Raw genomic sequence first — 21,385 nt, 5'->3', positions numbered from 1 at the left:
TGATTGAGAGGGCAATTCAATGAAAGAGTGGGAAGTCATCTTTGCCGACCAGAAAGGCGAGCCAACTACCTTGCTGCTGCACGGTGAACAGTGCCCCAGCGAGGAGGAAGCGGCCCGCGCCATCCGTTCGCATCTGTTTCCGGTCATGGATGAGCTGGACCTCAACGACTTCCAGGACCGCGCCCCATCCCCTACGGCACGCTGGCTCAAGGAGCAGAACGGCGTGATCATCACCAGCATCCACGAAGCGCTCTGAATCAACGGTTGGCGTGGTGCCTGCGCAGGCACTACGCTGGTGGGAGGTGCCGGCCTTTTCTGCGGCCCTGCATCCATTCAACTCGCGTCTTGCATCAGCTCGATCTGTCGGCAGTGCCGGCAGGTGCGTAGTGCACGGAAAGTCTATCCATTGCTTTATTCGGGAGGACGATTCATGAGCAGCCTGAACGACGATATCAGCAGCAATGTCCTGCGCCAGATGAAAGCTGGCGGTTTCGACTTCACCCGCATCCACCCCATCGAGTTCTACGCGGTCTTTCCAGATGAAGCCGGCGCACGACGGGCAGCCGGGCAGTTTCGTGGCGAATCGTTGAATGCTCAGGTGCGTGAACTGGACGATGGCGCGTGGCATCTGGAACTGAGCAAGGTCATGTACGCCACTTACGGCGGGATTGGTGATTTTGAGGAAGCCTTCGAGCAGGTCGTTTCACCCTATGGCGGCGAAGTCGAAGGGTGGGGCGTCAAGCAGGAAAGGCTGATTGCCTGAAATGGTTATGTTGCCTTCTTCGCGGGCACGCCCGCGAAGAAGCCCCCGATTTCAGGGCCGGCGTCCGGCCATATGCCCTAGATAAGCCAGCAGTTCATCCAGCTCCTGCTCACTCAACACGCTCTCGGCAAACCCCGGCATCCGGGCCTGCGGCCATTGCCGCAAGCTTTGTGGGTCACGAATGTACATGCGCAGGTACTCAGGCCTGAAGTACTCGGTCGGGTTGTGCGGCACATTCAGGTCCGGCCCGAACTGCGCATCCCCTGCACCATTGAGCCGATGGCAGGCCAGGCAGTTCTGCTGGAACAGGGCAAAGCCTTGGCGTACCGGGTCAGTGGCCGGCAGCTTTGGGTCGGGCAGCAGCGCCGGAAAACGATGTTCGACCGGCGCCAAGCGGCGGATCGTGGTGACCTGGAAGGGCCATTGCTCTGGGCGAATGCCACTCGCCTGCGGCTTGGTCCACACCAGGTAGAACGGCCCGGCACTCGGCTTGCCATCGCCCAGCGCTGGCCATGGCCTGGCCGGGTCTTCGACCGCCAGCCAGGCGCGTGCCGGGCCCTCCTGCAGTAATGGCCCGGCCGGCATTTCTGCGGCAAAGCCGTCCAGCGCCACGGCCTGCAGATGGTCATCGGCCTTGACCCCTTGCAGCAGCGCTGCCACGGGCACGGCGCGATAATGCATGGGCCGCTTGTAGGAAACGTCTTGATCGATGTCGATGTCGCGGGCCAGAGGGTGCGTCAACAGGTCTTCGCTGGACCACTGCCGGGCACTGTCACCCAGCTCCAGGTGCAACTGCGCCGCCGACAGCGGCAGGCTCAACAACAGGGCTAGCAGGGCAGGGCAGTAGCGCATGGGCAGTCTCCGAGCAGAAAGCCGGAAGATTAACCCAAGCGCAGCATTGGCGCTGTCAGCCGAACAACCGCGTGAGGTTGGGAAGAATCAGCAGCAAAGTCGTGGCGAAGAGAATGAGCCCGGCTTGGCGAAGTTTCGATTGTCTGAACATGGCGGACCGCCTTTTTGTTGTTATTCCTGAATACCCGGTGGCTTCCTTGTCGGGTCTGCTTGCCTCATGTATGTGGATATAAACCACCCGAAGGGCGAACGTTAACCATTATTGAGAACCCTTTGTTCTAAGCAGCTTGATCGAGAATTTCGATTGGCTATGAGGCCAGTGGCCATAGCGCTGGGTAGCTCTGCCTAGACAGCCGCGTAGCCACCTGCAGTTCCCCGACAAAATGTGACCGTTCGTCAGTGCAGCCTACTTGCTTGTACGTGGCTTTCGCGTCAGTCTCTACAACAGATTTCCACCCATGTCGTTCAGGACTATCCCTATGTCGTTACGCATCTGCATCCTTGAAACCGATGTCCTGCGACCGGAGTTGACCGCGCAGTACCAGGGCTACGGAAGGATGTTCGAGCAGCTCTTCTCGCGTCAGCCGATCGCAGCCGAGTTTCGTGTGTACAACGTGATGAACGGCGACTACCCGCCCGACGGCGAACGCTTCGATGCCTACCTGGTAACAGGCAGCAAGGCCGATTCGTTCGGTAGCGATCCCTGGATCCAGACGCTCAAGGCCTACCTGCTCAAGCTCTACGAGCGTGGCGAGAAGCTGCTGGGCGTGTGCTTCGGTCATCAACTTCTGGCACTGACCCTGGGCGGCAAGGCCGAGCGCGCCGAGAAGGGCTGGGGCGTGGGCGTTCACCGCTACTCGCTGGCGGCGCATGCGCCGTGGATGGACCCGGAAGTTTCCGAGCTGACCTTGCTGATCAGCCATCAGGACCAGGTTACCGAGCTGCCGGAAGGCGCCACGGTGATTGCCTCCAGTGACTTCTGCCCGAATGCGGCGTACCACATCCGTGACCAGGTGCTGTGCTTCCAGGGCCACCCGGAGTTCGTCCATGACTACTCCCGGGCACTGCTCGATGCGCGTCAGGAGTACCTGGGGGACGAGGTGTACCACAAGGCCATTGCCAGTTTGGCCACCGAGCACCAGGGCGACCTGGTGGGCGAATGGATGATGCGTTTCATCCAGCAGCCGGCCAAGGCCAGCGACAGCGCCGCCTGATCAATTGCCGGGGGCGCTTTGCGCCCTTTCTCGGGCAACTCGGATCGCGAAGAGGCCCTCAAAGCCAGCCAGATTTCTTGAAGCTGGCGAACAGCCCTGAACACCCCAGCACGATCACACCCAGCACCCCGAAGTAGCCATAGTGCCACCCCAGCTCCGGCATGTTCTGGAAGTTCATCCCGTAGATCCCGGCAATCGCCGTGGGGAAGGCGAGGATCGCCGCCCAGGCGGCAAACTTGCGTTGCACGATGCTCTGCCGTGACGATTCCAGCAGCATGCCGATCTCGATGGTCTGGCTGGCGATGTCGCGAATGCCGGCCAGGTCCTCCATCTGCCGCGTCACGTGGATCTGCACGTCACGGAAGTACGGGCGCATGTTCTTGTCGATGAACGGGAAGCTCAAGCGCTGCAGTTCCTCGCTGACTTCCACCATTGGCGCCACGTAGCGGCGCAGGCGCAGGATGTCGCGGCGCAGGCTGTGCAGGCGCTGGATATCCTCCTCCTGCAGTGTGGTGCTCAGCACGCTCTGTTCCAGCTCCTCGATCTCGCCATGAATGGCCTCGCTGACCGGCTGGTAGTTCTCGGTGACGAAGTCGAGCAGGGCATACAGCACGAAGTCTTCGCCATGTTCGAGCAGCAGCGGGCGCGCCTCGCAGCGCTGGCGCACCAGGGCGTAGGATTTCGAGTGGCCGTTGCGGCAGGTGATGATGTAGCCGTTGCCGGCGAAGATGTGGGTTTCGATGAACTCCAGCTTGCCTTCGTGGCGTACCGGCGAGTAGGTGACGATGAACAGCGCGTCGCCGAAGGTTTCCAGCTTGGGCCGGCTGTGCTTCTCCAGGGCATCCTCGATGGCCAGTTCGTGCAGATTGAACTGGCACTGCAGGTTGGCTAGCTCCTCGGCGTTGGGCTCTTCCAGGCCGATCCACACGAAGTGTCCCGGCTTGCGCGCCCACTCGCTGCCTTCGTCGATATTGATGTTGGTGACCTTTCTGCCGGCGGCATACACCGCCGATGCCACGACTCGACCCATGGTTATCCACTTGTTCGGTTGCACACGGGTTACAGCTTGGGCTGTAGTTGGCCGTAGAGCAACTGTAGGAGCGAGCTTGCTCGCGATGAAGCAAACTAGGTCTTTTTCAGTTCACCTTCCATAAGGTCGATACATTGCTGCATCTGGGTACGGCACTGTTCGATCAATGCCGGCACATCCTGCTGGCTGAGGCCGCTGGTGGCGATCGGTGGCAGTGAACGGATGATCACGGTTCGCCGCCGCCAGCTATTCAGGCTCAGGCGCCGGGCATAGCGGCTGACGCACACCGGCACGATCGGCACACCGGCTTCCACGGCCATGTGAAACGCACCTTTCTTGAACGCCAGCAGCTGTTCTTCGGGGTTGCGCGTGCCCTCCGGGAAGATCCATATCGAAGTATCGTCGCGCAGGATGCGCGTGGTGGTCTGCATGGCCTTGCGCGCCTGGTAGGCGTTCTTGCGGTCGATCAGCACGTTACCGCCCAGCCAGAACAGCTGGCCGAACAGCGGAATCCAGCCGAGGCTCTTCTTGCCGATGGCGACAGTACGTTGCGGCACGACATGGCCGAGGATGAACAGGTCGTAGTTGGACTGGTGATTGGCCACGATCACGCAGCCGGGCGGCTGGTCCCACAGTGGGCCGACTTCGGCCTTGATCCTGATGCGCATCAGCCAGGTGGCCGGCACGCTGTAGAGGCGGGCGAAGAGACGGCTGTTGTCGCGGTTGAAGGGGCGCAGCAGGCCGATCAGCAGGCCGAGGGCGCCCGCCAGCAAAAAGTGCAGCCCCAGCAGGAGCATGCGAAGCGAATAAAGCATGGTACGACTCACACCAGACAGTCGCGGCGCAGTGTACGGCTGTGCACTGGCCGGGGCAAACCTGGTGTGAGCCGGTGCGATCAGCCCATGTGGCCCTGATCGAGCAGAATCGCCTCGTCCAGAGTATCCAGCAGCCCCTTGCGCACTTTCAGCTTGGTGTTCTTGTGCGCCAGCATGTTCAGCTTCTTCAGCTCGCGGGCAACGCCTTGGGCGACTTCAAGCAACTGCTCGGCCGGCACCACCTTGTCGAGGAAGCCGGCATCCAGTGCATCCTTGGGCTCGAACATCTCGGCATTGATCACCGAGCGGTGGAAGGCCGAGCGGCGCAGGCGGTCGCGGGCCAGCTCGATGCCGGCGTGGTGCATGGTCATGCCGATCTGCACTTCGTTCAGGCCGATCTTGTACGGGCCTTCGACGCCGATGCGGTAATCCGCCGACAACAGCAGGAAGGCACCCTTGGCCACGGCATGGCCGGGGCAGGCGACGATTACCGGGAACGGGTGCGACAGCAGGCGGCGGGCCAGGGTGGAGCCAGCGGTAACCAGGGCGACGGCTTCTTTGGGGCCGGAGGTCATCACCTTGAGGTCGTACCCCCCGGAGAGGATGCCCGGCTGGCCGGTGATGATCACCACGGCACGCTCCTGCGTGGCGCGGTCGAGGGCGGCATTGAAGGCCGCGATGACGTCCGGCGAGATGGCGTTGACCTTGCCGTTGTTCAGGGTCAGGGTGGCGATGCCGTCTTCGGCGTGGTAGGTAATCAGCTCGCTCATTGCAGGGTCCTTTGGGGGGCGTGGCGCTGACGTTACCCAGCGCCGAAGGCCAGGTAAAGCAGCAAGGCTGACTGGTCGGTCAGCGTTTATTGGTCCCTCCATGCAAATACATGAAAAATTTGAAAAAAATGCTTGCCAAAGAAAAGCTCTTCTACTAAATTAGCGCGCCTCGACGGGGTGAAAGCCTTGAAGAGAAAACGGTGAAGTGTCCGAGTGGTCGAAGGAGCACGCCTGGAAAGTGTGTATACGAGAAATCGTATCAAGGGTTCAAATCCCTTCTTCACCGCCACATTCTGCGAAAGCCCCCGAGCTGAAAAGTTCGGGGGCTTTTTGCATTCTGCGCTTGGCGATCCCTTGTAGGAGCGGGCTTGCCCCGCGAACACCGGCAACGCCGGTGCCAGCCACCGCGTCGCCCCCGTTCGCGGGACAAGCCCGCTCCTACAAGGCTATGTGTGAGCCTGTCAGAAGCTTACAGACGCCGACAACCGCGCCGTCCGCGGCGCCCCCTGGAACAGGTAGTTGTCGCCCAGGTAGTCTCCCACATCACGCCAGTAGCGTTTGTCGAAAACGTTATCCACCGTCAGCCGCAGCACGGTGTCATACCCACCGAGCTGTGTGCGGTAGCGGCTACCGATATCGAACACGGCGTACCCACCCACCTCGACGTTGCCAGCCTGGCTCGCATACTTGCTGGCGCTGTAGCGCGCCCCGCCGAGCAAGGCCAGGCCGGGTACTGGCAGGCTGTACTCGGCATGCAGGGCCGCGCGCAGTCGCGGCACGTTGATCGCCTGATGGCCCTCATAGGCATCGGTGCCGCTGTCCTGCACCCGGGCGCGAATCGCCGCAGCGCTTGCCTGAAGCTGCAGATTGGAGGTTGCCCAGCCGCTGGCGCCGAGTTCCAGGCCGATGTTCTTCTGCTGGCCGTGCTGCACATAGGTGAAGCTGCCGTCGCCTTCTGGGCGTGCGTACTGGTAGGCCTGGCGGATCTGGAACAGCGCGGCGGTGAAACTCATGCCATGCCAGTCACGCTTGATGCCCAGCTCCAATTGGTGGGAGAGGGTAGGGGCGAGTATCTCGGCCGCGTTGCTGGCGTACCAGGGTGCTGTGCCGCCCGCCGACAACCCCTTGGCGTAGCTGGCATACAGCGTGGTGTCGGGGCGTGGTTTGTAGATCAACGCGGCATTGGGCAGCAGCTGGTATTGCCGGGTATGGCGCCCGGCCACGCCGTTCTCGTCCCAGGTTTTTTCGTCCAGGCGCACTTCGCGGGCGCCCAGCACGGTCTGCCATTGCTCGTTGAAACTGATGCGGTCGCTGACGAACAGGCCGTACTGGCGGCTGTCCAGGCGCTTTTCGCTGGCACCGACCGGCTTGTCCGACGGCGCCACGGCCGGCGCGCCGGTATAGATGTTGCCGCTGCCGACCAGCTCGTTGTAATAGGGGCGCTGGTCGAGCGTGCGGCGTTGGGCGCTGCTGCCCACGGTCAGGTCGTGCTGCACACCCAGTGCGTCGAAATGGCCATTGAGCATGGCTTGGGCTTCATCGGTGCGGCGGGTATCGTCGGGGCTGCGGAAGTCATAGATGTCGTAGTCGCCTTCGGGGCTGAAGTGCGACTGCCTGCCGCCCTCGCTACCCCAGGCGAACGCACTGTAGTCGTCGATCACCACCTTGCTGTGCGATGCACTCAGGGTGCTGGTCCAGGCCTCGTTGAAGCGGTATTCGAAGCGCCCGCCCAGGTTCAGCGAATCGTTCTGCACAGGCTTCGCCCAGTGCTGGTAGGCCAGGCGGTCGCTCGGGTCGATGCCATGGGGCAATTCGCTGCCGCCCAACAACTGATAGCCCGGCACCGACCGCTGTTCGCGGTGCTGGTACTCGGCATCGAGCTGCAAGGTGGCGTCGGGGTTGATCTGCCAGTCGAAGGCCAGCGAGGCAAAGTCGCGCTTGCCGTCGGCATGGTCGACGTAGGAACGGATGTCCTCGTGGGCGAGGTTGGCGCGCAGGCCGAACTGCCGCTCACCGCCGAACCAGCCGCCGAGGTCGGTGGCCAAGTAGCGCTCGCCTTGGGCGTTGGTCGAAACCGTCACGCTGCGCACGTCGGCGGCGCGCTTGGTCACGTAGTTGATCAGCCCGCCCGGCTCGGACACGCCGCTCTGCAGCCCGGAAAGGCCCTTGAGCAGCTCGACTTGCTGCTTGTTCTCCAGTGCCACGTTCTGCTCGCCGGCGATGGTCTGGCCGTTGATGCGGTAACTGCTGGCGGCGTTGAGCTCGAAGCCGCGCACATTGAAGTTTTCGTAGTAACCGATCGGGGCATAGCTTTCGCCCACCGAGGCGTCACTTTGCAGCACTTCGCTGAGCAGGCGGACCTGGCGGTCTTCCAGCAGTTGCTGGCTGAACACGCTGACCGAGGCCGGGGTGTCGAGCAAGGGTGCAGGCTGGAAGCCGCCGACCGAGGCCTCGCGCGCCTGGTAGCCTTCATCGTCGTAAGTGTCGGACACCTGCACCGGGGCCAGTTCCAGGCTGTCTTCGGCCAGGCCATGAGGGCTGTGCAGGGCCAGGCCCAGGCTGAGCAGGCTCAGGGGCAGGTGAGGGCGAAGCAGAGACATGCAGAGGGCGTCCTTGGGGCGAAGACCGCGCAGGCCCTTTCGCGGGTAAACCCGCGAAAGGGCCGGAACAGACAGAAAAAAAGCCGCTATCTTAGCAGGCCCAGGCCCTGCAGGGGCTCAGTCAGCAGTTGCCGGGCGGCGATGCTGGCGCCAGGTGTGGTCGATCTTCGACCAGGTCTTGCCATCGGTAATGGCCATCAGCTTGCGGCCATCCTTGAAGGTGGCCAGGAAGGTGGCTTCTTCCTCCTTGCCGCCCAGCCAGAGCCCGGCCAGCAGGCCCACCGGGCCGGCCACCAGCGCCCCGGCCACGCCCCAGCCAAGGGCGGTGCCCAGGCTACGGCTGGACTCCAGGCTGGCCAGGCGCAGGTCAGCGATACGGGCCAGGGAAATCCGCTCGCCGGGTGAAGGGCTGCGCGGGGTCTTGAGTGTGAGCGATCCATTGCGAAACTCGCCTTCACCTTGCAAGAAATCGCCGGATTGCACCGTGAGTCTTGTCATTGATTTATCCTGTCAGTGAAAGGTCCTTGACCAGCGCCTACTGAGCGCCGCCTGGGCAGGCAAGTCAACGGCCAGGCGACGGAGGGTAATGCGGTGGGTTGTCGCGCTCAGTGATGCCTTCAGGCTAGCTGTGCGGCGGCCTTGCGCTGCGCCAGGCCCCATACCACCAGGGCCAGAGTGCCGATCACCAGGCCTGCCACCACGATGCCCATCCACCCTTGGCGCTGGAACAGCTGTGTGCCCAGCAACGAGCCTAGCGCACCGCCGATGAAGTAGCAGGTGATGTACCCGGCATTCAGCCGCGTACGGGCTTCAGGTCGCAGGGCGATCACCGCATTCTGGTTGCTCACGTGCACCAGCTGCACGGCCAGGTCCAGGACCAGCACACCCACCAGCAAGGCCAGCAGCGAGCTTTCGGCAAAGCCCAGCGGGATCCACGACAACAGCAGCGCCACCAGGCCAACCGTGGTGCCCAGCGAGCCTTTGCCGCGGTCGGCCAGGCGCCCGGCCCAGTTGGCCGCCAGCGCACCGGCCGCTCCGGCCAGGCCGAACAGGCCGATGGCCGCGTCGGAGTAGTGGTACGGCCCGCTGGCCAGCAGGAATGCCAGCGGTGTCCAGAACAGTGCGAAGAGGCTGAACGCCAGCAGGCCGAGCAGCGAGCGCAGGCGCAGCACCGGCTCTTCGATGAACAGGCGGAACACCGAGCCGATCAGCGCCGGGTACTTGAGGCCGGCATCGCTATTGTGTTCGGGCAGGTTGCGGTACAGCGCCAACGCCGTGAGCGCCATCAGCACGGCGGCCAGCACATAGATGCTGCGCCAGCCGCCCAGCCCGGCCATGAAGCCGGCAGCGGTACGCGCCAGCAGGATGCCCAGCAGCAGCCCGCTCATCAAGGTGCCCACGGCGCGACCGCGCTGATGCGGCTCGCTCAGGGTGGCGGCCATCGGCACGAGGATCTGCGCCACCACCGAGAACAGGCCGGTGAGCGAGGTGCCGAGCAGCAACCAGGGCAGGCTCGGGGCACAGGCGCTGATGACCAGGCCCAGGGTGGAGATGGCCGTCATCACCACGATCAGCCGGCGCTGTTCGAACAGATCGCCCAGCGGCGCCAGCAGCAACAGGCCGGCGCCATAGCTCAGTTGCGCGGCAATGACGATGCTGCCGGCACTGGCGGTACTCAGGCCAAACTGTTGCGCAATGCTGTGCAGCAGCGGTTGGGCATAGTAGTTGCTGGCCACGGCAAGGCCGGTGGCCGTGGCCATCAGCAGGATCATGGCGCGGCTCAGGGAGGGGGATTTCATGAGATTCTCGTTTGGTGCTGGGGGTGTTCGTCGGTGATTTTGTGGCGCCTGTCAGATCGAGCGCCGCCCGCGCGGCGCTCGATCTTTGCACCAGCATAAAATTCAAGCCGTGCACGTTGCCGCCTTTATACAACCCTCAAGCCGCAAACCCACCATCGGCCAACAAGCTGGCTCCAGTGATGTAACCCGCCTCGGGCCCTGCGAGGTAGGCCACGAAGCTGGCAATCTCGTCCGCCTGCCCGTACCGCCCGATGGCCATCAGCGGAATCAGGCTTTCGGCAAACTCGCCACTGGCCGGGTTCATGTCGGTGTCCACCGGCCCTGGCTGCACGTTGTTCACGGTAATCCCCTGCGGCCCCAGATCCCGGGCCATGCCCTTGGTCAGGCCGACCAGCGCTGACTTGCTCATGGCATACGGGGCGCCACCGGCAAACGGCATGCGTTCGGCATTGGTGCTGCCGATGTTGATGATGCGCCCCCCTTGGCCCATATACCGGGCAGCAGCCTGGCTGGCGACGAACACGCTGCGCACATTGACCGCGAGGGTGCGGTCGAAGTCCGCCAGGTCGAACTCGGCCAGCGGCGCAACCGCCAGTACGCCGGCGTTGTTGACCAGGATATCGAGGCGGCCGAAGGCCTTGAAGGCGTCGTCCACCGCCAGCTGCAAGGCGGCGGCGTCGGCACTGTCGGCGCGCAGGGCCAGGGCCTGGCCGCCAGCGGCCTTGATTTCGTCGGCCAGCGCTTCGGCTGGGCCGGCGGAGCTGACGTAGGTGAAGGCGACGTGTGCGCCTTCGTGGGCCAGGCGCCGCACGATGGCTGCGCCGATACCGCGCGAACCGCCTTGGACGAAGGCGACTTTGCCTTCGAGGGTAAGTTTCTTGGACATGCTGATCTCCTGCTGGAAGCAAGGCCGGATGCCTTGGATGGACGCAGTATCGACCGATGATTACCTGCTGATAAGATGGCAATCACTATCAGCAGAGTAAACCTTTGGTTGGCAATCATGGCCATGGAGTCTTTCAACGCCCTCGAGTGTTTCATTCGAAGCGCCGAGGTGGGCAGTTTCGCCGAAGCGGCCCGGCGCCTGAGCATCACCCCGGCGGCAGTGGGCAAGCACGTTGCCCAGCTGGAAGCGCGCCTCGGGGTGCGGCTGTTCCAGCGTAGTACGCGAAAGCTGACTTTGACCGAGGCCGGGCAGCGATTTCTGGGCGAGGTGAGCGACAGCTTTCGCACCATCCAGTACGCCGTGGCCAACCTGGCCAGCGCCGAGGGTCAGCCGGCCGGGTTGCTGCGGGTGAGCATGGGCACCGTGTTCGGCCGCCTGTACGTGCTGCCGCTGCTGGGTGAGTTTCTGCGCCGCTACCCGGCGATCACCCCGGACTGGCATTTCGACAACCGCCAGGTAGACCTGATCGGTCAGGGCTTCGATGCGGCCATTGGCGGTGGTTTCGAGCTGCCGTTGGGCGTCGTGGCGCGCAAGCTGACCCCCGCGCATCGGGTGCTGGTGGCGGCGCCTGCGTACATGGACCGGCATGCCGCTATCGACAGCCCTGAGGTGCTGCAGCGCCACGACGGGATTCTGATCCGTTCCCCGCAGACCGGGCGGGTACGCACCTGGCCCTTGACCAGTCGTTGGCAGGAACAGCAGCCGTTGCTGTTGCGCCAGGCGATGACCATGAGCGATTCAGATGCGGCGTGTGCAGTAGCGCAGCAGGGGTTGGGGATTGCCCTGGTCAGCTTGCCGTTTGCCGTACCCTACCTGGAGGCCGGGCAGCTGCAGCGGGTGTTGCCGGACTGGTATGTGGATGATGGGCATATCAGCTTGTATTACGCCGAGCACAAGCTGTTGCCGGGCAAGACCCGGGCGTTCATCGACTTTGTGGTGGAGCAGTTTGCCTGCCGAGGGTTGGCGACTCGTTTCGATGCCTTGGCATGTCAGGCAACATAGATTACGTAGAATACCTGGGTGCCAAGACTTATTTCGTCATCGACTTTCTTGCCCACCAGTTGCTGTCCCAATGGCGAACGCGGGGTGATCACGGTAACCAGGTCATCCCCCTCGCCAATCTTCAACCCGGCCGCCTCTGGCCCGAGAAACAACAACCGCCGCCCGCCATCTTCATCTTCCAGCGTCACCAGATTGCTCACCTGTACCCCTCGCGACGGGTCATACTCGCGCAGCAGCAATTGCTGGTAAGTCAGCAGCGCCTGGCGAATCTCGGCTGTGCGCCGCGCCTGCCCGGTGGCCAGGTACGACGCTTCCAGCCCCAGGGTGTCGTACTTGTTCTCGGCGATGTTCTCTTCGGCAGTAGCCGCCTCGTAGGCGGTCTGGGCCGCACGGCGCAACACCTCCATGTCGGTTTCCAGGGCCGCGACGATACGCTTGAGCAGGGTGGCCTTGTCCATGGTCAGTAGCAGAACTCCAGTACGTTGGCCTGGCTCTTGTCGGTAGGCGCGGTGCGGTTCTGCGACAGCCAGAACTGGCACTTGGGGCTGTTGAGGTTGCGCGGGTTGCCTTGGGCGGCCTCGGCGGCCTGCTGCACTTCCTGCTTGTGCAGGATGTCCTTGTAGCGCTCGAACATCTCGCTTTGCGCGTCCACCGGCTGGGCGGGTGCAGTCGTCGGTGCCGGCTTGCTGTAGGCCGGTGCCACAGCCTGGGCCACGGGCTCAACCTGTTCTGGCCACAGTTGCAGGGCCAGCCACAGGCTCAGGGCAATCGCCACGGCGCCGAGCCACAGGCCAAAGGCCACGCAGAAAATCAGTTGCAGCGGTTTGAGGGTGATCTTCAGTTCACGGTGGCGGGGCATGGCGGCCTCCTGGCAGGGCGGGCGAAGGGGCCATTGTCGCATGGCGCTGGCGCTTTTTTCCGTGTGGTGCTTTTGTCGACGACAATTTATCCGCAGAATTCGCGGTTTTCGCGCAGGGCGAGGCAGGGCACATGAAAACCACTTGGGACATTTTCTGCAGCGTCGTCGACAACTATGGCGATATCGGTGTGACCTGGCGCCTGGCTCGGCAGCTGGTGGCCGAGCACAACCTGGCGGTGCGCCTGTGGGTGGACGACCTGGATGCCTTCGTGCCGTTGTGCCCGGGTGCCGATGCCAGTGCTGCACAGCAATGGCAGCAAAATGTCGACGTGCGCTTGTGGCCTGCCGACTGGCAGCCCGTCGAGCCTGCCGACGTGGTGATCGGGGCCTTTGCCTGCCAGTTGCCGGCAGCGTACGTAGAAGCGATGCGCGCGCGCACGGCGCCGGTGCTGTGGCTGAACCTCGAATACCTCAGCGCCGAGGACTGGGTCGAAGGCTGCCATGGCTTGCCATCGCCCCAGCCCAATGGCCTGCGCAAGGTGTTCTTCTTCCCAGGCTTCACCGACAAGACCGGCGGGCTATTGCGCGAGGCCAGCCTGCTGCCGCGCCGGCAAGCCTTCGAGCAGTCGGCCGAAGCGCGTGCGGCATTCCTCCAGGGCCTGGGCGTGCAGGTGCAGCCTGGTGCACTGCTGATGTCGCTGTTCGCTTACGAAAACGGCCAACTGGGCGGTTGGCTCGATGCGCTGGCCGAGGATGCCGAGCCGGTTCACCTGCTGGTCCCGCAAGGGCGCATTCTCGGCGACCTGGGCGCCTGGCTGGGTGAGCAACAGTTGCAGCCGGGCGATGTGCACCAGCGCGGCACGTTGACCGTGCAGATCCTGCCGTTCATCAGCCAGGACGATTATGACCGCTTGCTGTGGAGCTGCGATTTCAACGCGGTGCGGGGGGAAGATTCGTTCGTGCGCGCCCAGTGGGCTGGCCGGCCGATGCTGTGGCACATCTATGTGCAGGACGAAAATGCCCACTGGGAAAAACTCGAAGCCTTCCTCGCGCATTATCGACAGGGCTTGTCGGACGAGGCCAGCGAGGCGCTGATGGCATTGTGGCGTGCCTGGAACATGGACCGCGACATGCACGCGGCCTGGCAAGGCGCCCGCAAACACTGGGCGGAACTGCAACAGCACGCCGCTGAATGGGCCGTGAGTCAAGCCGCTCGGCCGGACCTTGCCAAGGCGCTGGTACAGTTTTACCGAAATTGGCTATGATATGCGGCCTCGATTTTTATAAATCCATCCAGATTCGGATACTTCGTAATGAAAACTGGTAAAGAACTGAAACCCGGTACCGTACTGCGGATCGACAACGACCCGTGGCTGGTTCAGAAAGCCGAGTTCACCAAGTCGGGTCGCAACAGCGCGATCATGAAGACCAAGCTGAAAAACCTGCTGACCGGCTACAAGACCGAAACCGTCTACGGTGCAGACGACAAGCTGGACGACGTGATCCTGGATCGCAAAGAAGCGACCCTGTCGTTCATCAACGGTGACGAATACACCTTCATGGACACCACCGACTACACCATGTATGAGCTGAACGCCGAGGACATCGAAGCCGTTCTGCCGTACATCGAAGAAGGCATGGAAGACGTCTGCGAAGCCGTGTTCTTCGAAGGCCGTCTGGTATCGGTTGAACTGCCGACCACCATCAGCCGTCAGGTTGTCTACACCGAGAACGCTGCTCGCGGCGACACCTCGGGCAAGGTCATGAAGCCTGCCAAGCTGAAGAACGGTACCGAGATCTCGGTTGCCGACTTCATCCAGATCGACGAGTGGATCGACATCGACACTCGCGACAACAGCTTCAAAGGCCGCTCCAAGAAGTAATCCTTCTTGCGAAACGCAAAAACCCGGCCTTGGCCGGGTTTTTTTGTGCCTGTGATTTACACGGTCACGTGCAGGCGCACATCCACATTGCCGCGGGTGGCGTTGGAGTAAGGGCAGACCTTGTGGGCCTTTTCCACCAGCCCTTCGGCATCGGCCTGGGCTAGGCCTGGCAGGTTGATGTGCAGGTCGATGTCCAAACCGAAACCACCAGGGATCTGGCCGATACCGACGTTGGCGGTGATCGAGGCATCCGCAGGCAGGGCTTTCTTCTCCTGGCCGGCCACGAACTTCAGGGCGCCGATGAAGCAGGCCGAGTAGCCGGCGGCGAACATCTGTTCAGGGTTGGTGCCGTCACCACCGGCGCCGCCGAGTTCCTTGGGAGTGCTCAGCTTGACTTCCAGCTTGCCGTCGCTGGAGCGGGATTTGCCGTCGCGACCGCCGGTGGAGGTGGCTTCTGCGATGTACAGCGGAGTGACCTTTTGCATCTTGAGCCTCGCTAGTGTGCTGTGCGCCCCTGGTGATCAGGTGGCGTCATGTGGGTACGGGATTTAAATTATCGCGCAATTAGTTAGTGCGCAAGATAAATCTTCACCGCTCATCCGAACGGGCATCACACAGCGTAGCCGTCAGAGGTTTTTTTGCAGGCTGTCGCGCAGCTCCAGCAGGTCGGCCTGCAGCTGTTGCAAGCGTTCGAGGCTGCGGCCGCTGGCCTTGAGGATGCATTGTGGTACTTCCCGGGCCTGCTGCTGCAAGGCACGGCCCTTGTCGGTCAATTGCACCAGCACCACTCGTTCATCCTCGCGGCTGCGGTTGCGCTGCAGCAGGCCTTCGCTCTCCAGGCGCTTGAGCAGGGGCGTGAGCGAGCCGGGGTCGGTCAGCAGGTGCTGACTGATTTCGCCTACGGTCAGGCCGTCCTGCTCCCACAGCACGAGCATGGCCAGGTACTGCGGGTAGGTCAGGCCCAGTGCTTGCAGCAGCGGCTTGTAGACCTTGGTCATCAGCAACGAGGTGGAGTGCAGGGCGAAGCAGACCTGGTTGTCCAGCAGCAGCTCGTCACAGGAAGCTTGGGTGTTGGCGTTCATGCAGGTCCTTGAATGTCATCAATGGAGAAATCTAGCACGCTGAAGGTTGGGGCGCTTACTGCCAGCGCAGTTCACTGCGCAGTGCCAGGTCCCAAGGGGGAACCGGGCTGAAGCGGCTCTTGAGAAATTCGAGCAGCAAACGGCTGCGAGAGTTCGTTTCATGTTCAAGGCGCAGTGCATAAATGCCACTGTTTTCGGCTTCGGGCAGGCCGTTGTCGCAGAACAGCGGCAGTAGTTCACCGCGCAGCAGGTAGTCGCTGATCAGCCAGGTCGGCAAGTGGGCGATACCGAGGCCGGCGAGGGCGCCGAACAACAGGGTCTCGGCGTTGTTGGCGGCCATGCGCATGCGCGCCGGGCGGTACAGGCGCACCTGCCCGTCGACCGCGAAGCGCCAGGCGAACGGCGGTGCCAGGCCGTCCCAGTCAAGGCCGTCGTGAGCAGGTAATTCGCTGGGGCAGCTGGGCATGCCGCGGCTGGCCAGGTAGGCAGGGCTGGCGCAGGCGATGCGCACCATGTGCGCCAGTTTGGTGGCGACCAGGCGGGTGTCGGCCAGGGGGCCGGCGCGTAGTACCAGATCGACCTCGCCCAGGTGGCTGCCATGCAAGTCGACGAAACTATCGATCAAGCGCAATTGCACATCCAGGCCTGGATAGGCCACCAGGAAGTCGGCAATCGCTGGCGCCAGGTGACGGCGGCCGAAGGCGGCCGGGGCGTCGATGCGGATCAGGCCCTCGGGGGCATTGCTCAGCGATACCGCCTCGGCACGGGCCAGGCGCAATTCTTCGATGATGCGCCGGGCGCGCTCGGCGAAGGCGTTGCCCGCCGGGGTGGCGCGCACGGCATGGGTGCTGCGGGTGAACAGGCGACTGCCCACGGCGCTTTCCAGGTTGTCGATGCGTCGGGCCACGGCGGACGGGGTCAGTGGGTGGCGACGGGCGGCGGCGGAGAAACTGCCGCTCTCCAGCACATCGAGAAACAGGCTCAGCTGGTCAGTCAGGGTATCGGGGCTCATGGTCATTCCGCTTATGCGAGAAACGCAAAGCCATTGTGCGTTGCTATGCGTTTCCCCGCTAGAGCGCAATCGTTAGCATGCTGGCATTCCAAACACAGGCGGATGAGGCCCTGATGATCGAGTGGTTTTTGTATATCGTGCTGGGTGCCGGCCTGGGCACCATGGGTGGGTTGTTCGGCATCGGCGGCGGCCTGATCGCCATCCCGGCCTTGGGCGTGCTGTTCGGCCTCGATCAGCAGTTGGCCCAGGGCACCGCGTTGGTGATGGTGGTGCCGAACGTACTGTTGGCGCTGTGGCGCTATCACCAGCGCAACCGCATCGAGCTGCGCCATGCCGTGCCGCTGTCGCTGTGCAGCTTCCTGTTCGCCTGGCTCGGGTCGATCTGGGCGGTGGGTATCGACGCCCACGCGATGCGCCTGGGCTTCGTCGGCTTCCTGGTAGCCCTGGCCATCTGGAACGTGGCGCGGATGTTCCTCAAGGTCTCGCCGCCCAGTGCCGAGCTGCGTTATGCCTGGCCGTGGCTGGGCGTGCTCGGCAGTTTTGCCGGGACCATGGGCGGCCTGTTCGGCGTGGGTGGGGCCGTCGTGGCCACGCCGATTCTGACCAGTGTGTTCGGCACCACCCAAGTAGTGGCGCAGGGGCTGTCACTGGCGTTGGCGGCGCCGAGTACCTTGGTGACCCTGGTGACCTATGGGGTGCACCACAGCGTGGACTGGAGCGTGGGCATTCCATTGGCGGTCGGTGGGCTGCTGAGCATCAGTTGGGGGGTGAAACTGGCCCATGCACTGCCAGAGAAGGTATTGCGGGCGATGTTCTGCGTGTTCCTGGTGGTCTGTGCGGTGATGCTGGGCTTCGAGCTGTAAGCGTCACATGAACCCTTCGACGATGTAATCGGCCATGCAGTCGGTGATCGGCGACTGGCCCTGGCTGTTGCGCAGCAGCATCACGTTTGCCAGTGGTAACTGCGGCAATCCATCGCTCTCGCCGAGAATGCGGATATTGCCACCGACCAGGCTCTGCAATTGCGCCGTTACCGCCAGCCCGGCGGTGACGATGGCAAAGATCGCCGCCAGGCTGGGGCTGGTGTAGGCGATGCGGTAGTCGATGCCCTGGGCTTCCAGGGCGTTGCAGGTCCAGGCGCGGCAGAAGCAGTCGGTGTTGAACAGCGCCAGCGGCATTGGCCGCTGTTCCTGTGGGCAGAAACCTTCGGCGGCGGCCCACACCAGGCGCTCCTGGCGCAGCAGCTGGCCAACTTCGTTGCCCGGCTCGCGGGTGACGATGGTCAGGTCCAGGTCCTGGCGCAGCATCAGTTGCTTGGACGAGTCGCAATGCACCTCCACCTGCACCAGCGGGTAGGCCTGGGCGAAGCTGGAGAGGATGGTCGGCAGAAAGCGCATGGCGTAATCATCCGGCGTACCGATACGCACCAGCCCGACCATGTGCGGCATGCGCAGGGTATTGAACACTTCGCCATGCAGCTTGAGGATGCGCCGGGCGTAGCCAAGCAGCACCTGGCCCTCGGCGGTAAGCCGGACCTGACGGCCGTCGCGCTCGAACAGCTGGCGCTGCAGGATGTCTTCTTCCAGGCGTTTCATCTGCATGCTCACCGCCGACTGGGTGCGGTTGACCACTTCCCCGGCGCGGGTGAAGCCGCCTTGCTCGGCGATGGCGACGAAGGTGCGCAGCACGTCGGCATCGAGACTCTGGTACTGGGACATTGCATCAATCTCCGAGATGCATGGCATCAGAAACATTCGTTGGATTGATCTTAAGCCTGGGCAGAGACTGGAGCCATCAACACGGAGGGCTTCACGATGAAAGGTCATGTCAGCAGCATCCAGCAACCTGCCTTTTCCTTGAACCACCTGTGGCACGTGGCCCTGGACCGCCCGGCCCGGTGGCTGCAGCTTTACCGTCAGCGCCAGGAACTGGCCAGCCTGAGTGATGCGACCCTGCATGACCTGGGCTTGAGCCGGGCGGATATCCAGCAAGAGGCCGAGCGGCATTTCTGGGATGATCCCCTGCGGAAATAGGCTAAACCTGTTATGGCCTCTTCGCGGGGCAAGCCCTCTCTTACAAGGAAACGCGTTCCCCTGTAGGAGCGGGCTTGCCCCGCGAAAGGGCCGTAACAGATACCACAAGGAGATCAGGCTTGCCGCTCAAGTTGTCCATCAGCCAGGCCCGCCGCCTGGCCCTGTCAGCCCAGGGATTCGGCAAACAGCCTGACGCCCCTCCGACCCTGCCCGCACTGAAACGCATGCTGCAACGCTTGGGCGTCGTGCAGATCGACTCGGTCAACGCCGTGGTCCGCTCCCATTACCTGCCGCTGTTCTCCCGCCTCGGCGGCTACCCGCCGGAAATGCTCGACCAACTCGCCTGGGGCCGTGGTCGCCAGCGCCAGCTGTTCGAGTATTGGGGCCACGAAGCCTCGCTGTTACCCCTGAACCTCTACCCGCTGCTGCGTTGGCGCATGGCCCATGCCGCCGATGGCCGCGGTATCTACCGCCAGCTCGCGCAGTTCGGCCGCGAACGCCAGGACTTGATCGCCCGCGTGCTGGCCACCGTGCGCGAACAGGGCGCACTGGGTGCGGGCAGCTTGTCCACCCGGCAGGCGCGGGCCGGCCCGTGGTGGGACTGGAGCGAAGAAAAGCACGCGCTGGAATGGCTGTTCGCCGCCGGTGAAGTCACGGTGGCGGGGCGGCGCGGTTTCGAGCGGCTCTACGATGTCCCGGAAAGGGTCCTGCCCAAGGCGATCCTCGACCAGGCGCTGCCGGGCGAAGCCGAAGCCCATCAAGGCCTGATGCTGCATGCCGCCACGGCGCTGGGCGTGGCCACCGAGCGCGACCTGCGCGACTACTTCCGCCTCGAGCCTGGCCAGGGTAGGGCGGCGCTACACGAGCTGGTCGCCGATGGCCGCCTGCAGCCGGTCGAGGTACAGGGTTGGAAGCAGCCGGCCTACTGCGCCGGTTCACCGCGCATCCCCCGACGCATCGAGGCCAGCGCGTTGCTGTCGCCGTTCGATTCGCTTGTCTGGGAACGCAACCGCACCGAGCGGCTGTTCGATTTCCATTTTCGCCTGGAGATCTACACCCCTGCGCACAAGCGGGTATACGGCTACTACGTGCTGCCGTTCCTCTACCGCGAACGCATCGCCGCGCGCCTGGACCTGCGCGCCGAGCGCGCCCAGGGGCAACTGGCGGTGCATGCCGTACACGCGGAATCGATAGCGTTGGACGCGCAGGGCTACCATGCCCTGGCGTGTAATCTGCTGCGCATGGCCCAGTGGCTGGGCCTGGAGCGGGTGCAACTGAACTGCCCTCGGGCTGAAGGCAGCCAGTTGCGTCAGGCCTTGCTCAGCGCCGCACCTGCTTGAGGGTTTCGGCGATCAGGAAGGCCAGCTCCAGCGACTGATCAGCGTTCATCCGTGGATCGCAGTGGGTGTGGTAGCGGTCGGACAGGGCATCCTCGGTGATTGGCCGGGCGCCGCCGATGCACTCGGTGACGTTCTGCCCGGTCATCTCGATATGGATACCGCCCGCATGGCTGCCCTCGGCCTGGTGCACCTGGAAGAACTGCTTCACCTCGTCGAGGATCTGCGCGAAGTCGCGGGTCTTGTAGCCGCTGCTGGCCTTGATGGTGTTGCCGTGCATCGGGTCGGAGCTCCACAGCACCTTGCGCCCCTCGCGCTCGACGGTGCGGATCAGCCCCGGCAGGTGCGCGCCGACCTTGCCGGCGCCCATGCGCACGATCAGGTTGAGGCGGCCGGGGTCGTTGCTCGGGTTGAGCGTGTCGATCAGCCGGATCAGTTCTTCGGGGTTCATGCTCGGGCCGACCTTGACTCCGATCGGGTTGTGCACGCCGCGCAGGAATTCGACATGGGCGCCGTCAAGCTGGCGGGTGCGGTCGCCGATCCACAGCATGTGGGCCGAGCAGTCGTAGTAGTCGCCGGTCAGGCTGTCCTGGCGCACGAAGGCTTCTTCATAGTTGAGCAACAGCGCTTCGTGGGCCGTGAAGAAGCTGGTTTCGCGCAGTTGTGGCGCGCTGTCCAGGCCACAGGCACGCATGAAGGCGAGGGTTTCGTCGATGCGGTTGGCCAGTTGGTGGTACTTGTCGGCCAGCGCCGAGTTGGCGATGAAGTCGAGGTTCCACTTGTGCACCTGGTGCAGGTCGGCGAAACCGCCCTGGGCGAAGGCGCGCAGCAGGTTGAGGCTGGCGGTGGCCTGGTGGTAGGCCTGCAGCAGGCGTTCCGGGTCCGGCACGCGACTCTTCTCGTCGAAGCCGATGCCGTTGACGATGTCGCCACGGTAGGCCGGCAGGGTGACATTGCCGATAGTTTCGTCGCCCGAGGAGCGCGGCTTGGCGAACTGCCCGGCCATGCGCCCGACCTTCACCACCGGGCAGCCGGCGGCGAAGGTCATGACGATGGCCATCTGCAGCAGCACCTTGAAGGTGTCGCGGATCTTCGCCGCCGAGAACTCGGCGAAGCTCTCTGCGCAGTCGCCGCCCTGCAGCAGGAAGGCACGGCCCTCGGTGACCTCGGCGAACTGCCGGCGCAGCTCGCGCGCCTCGCCGGCGAAGACCAGCGGCGGGTAGCTGGCCAGGGTCTGCTCGACCTTGAGCAGGTGCGCGGCGTCGGGGTAGGTCGGTTGCTGCTGGATCGGCAGGGCGCGCCAGCTGTCGGGGCTCCACGGTCGGTTCATCACGGGCTCGGTCTTGTCTGTTATAGGCTGCCTGCCATGGTAACAGCGGCGCCGAGCT

The 21,385-nt window shown here is 63.6% G+C and carries 24 protein-coding genes and 1 tRNA gene; 10 read left to right on the top strand and 15 right to left on the bottom strand.

What is annotated here, in order from left to right:
• Positions 1-19 precede the first annotated feature (19 nt).
• Entirely contained in the window at positions 20-256 is a 237-nt protein-coding gene (locus tag ACOKS3_RS21685; protein ID WP_103449660.1) for a hypothetical protein, read from the top strand.
• 174 nt (positions 257-430) lie between these two features.
• Entirely contained in the window at positions 431-763 is a 333-nt protein-coding gene (locus ACOKS3_RS21680; RefSeq protein WP_060508850.1) for a ribonuclease E inhibitor RraB, read from the top strand.
• A 51-nt stretch (positions 764-814) separates the two neighbouring features.
• On the opposite strand, the gene ACOKS3_RS21675 is transcribed toward ACOKS3_RS21680, so the two are convergent.
• On the bottom strand, positions 815-1,615 hold the full coding sequence (locus ACOKS3_RS21675) for a c-type cytochrome (protein WP_103449661.1): 801 nt from the start codon (positions 1,613-1,615) through the stop codon (positions 815-817).
• Positions 1,616-2,094: 479 nt separating this feature from the next.
• Between ACOKS3_RS21675 and ACOKS3_RS21670 the strand changes: the two genes are divergently transcribed.
• Positions 2,095-2,829, top strand: coding sequence for an amidotransferase (locus ACOKS3_RS21670; protein ID WP_103449662.1), 735 nt, complete (start codon positions 2,095-2,097; stop codon positions 2,827-2,829).
• Positions 2,830-2,887: 58 nt separating this feature from the next.
• On the opposite strand, the gene ACOKS3_RS21665 is transcribed toward ACOKS3_RS21670, so the two are convergent.
• The 3 genes from ACOKS3_RS21665 to ACOKS3_RS21655 form a co-directional block, all read right to left on the bottom strand.
• The gene (locus ACOKS3_RS21665) at positions 2,888-3,859 is read right to left on the bottom strand and encodes a magnesium and cobalt transport protein CorA (protein ID WP_103449663.1); all 972 of its coding nucleotides are present in this window, start codon (positions 3,857-3,859) and stop codon (positions 2,888-2,890) included.
• Between the two features lie 95 nt (positions 3,860-3,954).
• Positions 3,955-4,674, bottom strand: coding sequence for a lysophospholipid acyltransferase family protein (locus ACOKS3_RS21660; RefSeq protein ID WP_103449664.1), 720 nt, complete (start codon positions 4,672-4,674; stop codon positions 3,955-3,957).
• Between the two features lie 80 nt (positions 4,675-4,754).
• A complete protein-coding gene (locus ACOKS3_RS21655; RefSeq protein ID WP_103449665.1) occupies positions 4,755-5,444 on the bottom strand; it encodes a crotonase/enoyl-CoA hydratase family protein in 690 nt (229 codons plus the stop codon).
• Positions 5,445-5,643: 199 nt separating this feature from the next.
• On the opposite strand from ACOKS3_RS21655, the gene ACOKS3_RS21650 reads away from it, so the two are divergent.
• Positions 5,644-5,733, top strand: a tRNA-Ser gene (locus ACOKS3_RS21650).
• A 172-nt stretch (positions 5,734-5,905) separates the two neighbouring features.
• On the opposite strand, the gene ACOKS3_RS21645 is transcribed toward ACOKS3_RS21650, so the two are convergent.
• The 4 genes from ACOKS3_RS21645 to ACOKS3_RS21630 form a co-directional block, all read right to left on the bottom strand.
• Positions 5,906-8,044 (bottom strand): TonB-dependent siderophore receptor, encoded by a 2,139-nt coding sequence (locus ACOKS3_RS21645; protein WP_422763018.1) that lies wholly within the window; start codon positions 8,042-8,044, stop codon positions 5,906-5,908.
• A gap of 117 nt (positions 8,045-8,161) precedes the next feature.
• Positions 8,162-8,542, bottom strand: a complete 381-nt coding sequence (locus ACOKS3_RS21640) for a hypothetical protein (RefSeq protein ID WP_103449667.1) — start codon at positions 8,540-8,542, stop codon at positions 8,162-8,164.
• A 119-nt stretch (positions 8,543-8,661) separates the two neighbouring features.
• Positions 8,662-9,843 carry an MFS transporter gene (locus tag ACOKS3_RS21635; RefSeq protein ID WP_422763019.1) on the bottom strand — a complete coding sequence of 394 codons (1,182 nt, stop codon included), beginning with the start codon at positions 9,841-9,843 and terminating at the stop codon, positions 8,662-8,664.
• Positions 9,844-9,979: 136 nt separating this feature from the next.
• Positions 9,980-10,729, bottom strand: coding sequence for a 3-oxoacyl-ACP reductase family protein (locus tag ACOKS3_RS21630; protein ID WP_103449669.1), 750 nt, complete (start codon positions 10,727-10,729; stop codon positions 9,980-9,982).
• Positions 10,730-10,846: 117 nt separating this feature from the next.
• Between ACOKS3_RS21630 and ACOKS3_RS21625 the strand changes: the two genes are divergently transcribed.
• Positions 10,847-11,791, top strand: a complete 945-nt coding sequence (locus ACOKS3_RS21625; RefSeq protein WP_103449670.1) for a LysR family transcriptional regulator — start codon at positions 10,847-10,849, stop codon at positions 11,789-11,791.
• On the opposite strand, the gene ACOKS3_RS21620 is transcribed toward ACOKS3_RS21625, so the two are convergent.
• Positions 11,779-12,249, bottom strand: coding sequence for a GreA/GreB family elongation factor (locus tag ACOKS3_RS21620; protein ID WP_103449671.1), 471 nt, complete (start codon positions 12,247-12,249; stop codon positions 11,779-11,781). The two genes, ACOKS3_RS21625 and ACOKS3_RS21620, sit on opposite strands and share 13 nt — an antisense overlap.
• Before the next feature lie 2 nt (positions 12,250-12,251).
• Complete coding sequence (locus ACOKS3_RS21615) at positions 12,252-12,650, bottom strand: hypothetical protein (RefSeq protein ID WP_103449672.1); 399 nt, start codon at positions 12,648-12,650, stop codon at positions 12,252-12,254.
• Between the two features lie 131 nt (positions 12,651-12,781).
• On the opposite strand from ACOKS3_RS21615, the gene earP reads away from it, so the two are divergent.
• The gene (gene earP, locus ACOKS3_RS21610) at positions 12,782-13,915 is read left to right on the top strand and encodes an elongation factor P maturation arginine rhamnosyltransferase EarP (RefSeq protein WP_103449673.1); all 1,134 of its coding nucleotides are present in this window, start codon (positions 12,782-12,784) and stop codon (positions 13,913-13,915) included.
• A gap of 48 nt (positions 13,916-13,963) precedes the next feature.
• Positions 13,964-14,533, top strand: coding sequence for an elongation factor P (gene efp / locus ACOKS3_RS21605; RefSeq protein ID WP_013971530.1), 570 nt, complete (start codon positions 13,964-13,966; stop codon positions 14,531-14,533).
• A gap of 56 nt (positions 14,534-14,589) precedes the next feature.
• Here efp and ACOKS3_RS21600 read toward each other — a convergent pair whose 3' ends face one another.
• From ACOKS3_RS21600 to ACOKS3_RS21590, 3 genes are all read right to left on the bottom strand, one after another.
• Positions 14,590-15,018 (bottom strand): organic hydroperoxide resistance protein, encoded by a 429-nt coding sequence (locus ACOKS3_RS21600; RefSeq protein ID WP_027596038.1) that lies wholly within the window; start codon positions 15,016-15,018, stop codon positions 14,590-14,592.
• A gap of 141 nt (positions 15,019-15,159) precedes the next feature.
• Entirely contained in the window at positions 15,160-15,615 is a 456-nt protein-coding gene (locus tag ACOKS3_RS21595) for a MarR family winged helix-turn-helix transcriptional regulator (RefSeq protein WP_027919493.1), read from the bottom strand.
• 55 nt (positions 15,616-15,670) lie between these two features.
• A complete protein-coding gene (locus ACOKS3_RS21590) occupies positions 15,671-16,627 on the bottom strand; it encodes a LysR family transcriptional regulator (protein WP_422763020.1) in 957 nt (318 codons plus the stop codon).
• A gap of 113 nt (positions 16,628-16,740) precedes the next feature.
• Between ACOKS3_RS21590 and ACOKS3_RS21585 the strand changes: the two genes are divergently transcribed.
• Positions 16,741-17,490, top strand: coding sequence for a sulfite exporter TauE/SafE family protein (locus ACOKS3_RS21585; protein ID WP_103449895.1), 750 nt, complete (start codon positions 16,741-16,743; stop codon positions 17,488-17,490).
• A gap of 3 nt (positions 17,491-17,493) precedes the next feature.
• On the opposite strand, the gene ACOKS3_RS21580 is transcribed toward ACOKS3_RS21585, so the two are convergent.
• Complete coding sequence (locus ACOKS3_RS21580) at positions 17,494-18,345, bottom strand: LysR substrate-binding domain-containing protein (RefSeq protein WP_103449896.1); 852 nt, start codon at positions 18,343-18,345, stop codon at positions 17,494-17,496.
• Positions 18,346-18,441: 96 nt separating this feature from the next.
• On the opposite strand from ACOKS3_RS21580, the gene ACOKS3_RS21575 reads away from it, so the two are divergent.
• Both ACOKS3_RS21575 and ACOKS3_RS21570 read left to right on the top strand, forming a co-directional pair.
• Positions 18,442-18,660, top strand: a complete 219-nt coding sequence (locus ACOKS3_RS21575; RefSeq protein WP_027919490.1) for a DUF1127 domain-containing protein — start codon at positions 18,442-18,444, stop codon at positions 18,658-18,660.
• Between the two features lie 119 nt (positions 18,661-18,779).
• Positions 18,780-20,000 carry a winged helix-turn-helix domain-containing protein gene (locus ACOKS3_RS21570; RefSeq protein WP_103449676.1) on the top strand — a complete coding sequence of 407 codons (1,221 nt, stop codon included), beginning with the start codon at positions 18,780-18,782 and terminating at the stop codon, positions 19,998-20,000.
• On the opposite strand, the gene ACOKS3_RS21565 is transcribed toward ACOKS3_RS21570, so the two are convergent.
• A complete protein-coding gene (locus ACOKS3_RS21565; RefSeq protein WP_103449677.1) occupies positions 19,981-21,327 on the bottom strand; it encodes a class II 3-deoxy-7-phosphoheptulonate synthase in 1,347 nt (448 codons plus the stop codon). The two genes, ACOKS3_RS21570 and ACOKS3_RS21565, sit on opposite strands and share 20 nt — an antisense overlap.
• Between the last annotated feature and the right edge of the window lie 58 nt (positions 21,328-21,385).

It is taken from the genome of Pseudomonas sp. HS6-2, assembly GCF_049325675.2.
Lineage (GTDB): Bacteria > Pseudomonadota > Gammaproteobacteria > Pseudomonadales > Pseudomonadaceae > Aquipseudomonas > Aquipseudomonas putida_N.
This window is presented reverse-complemented; position numbering and strand designations above follow the sequence as displayed.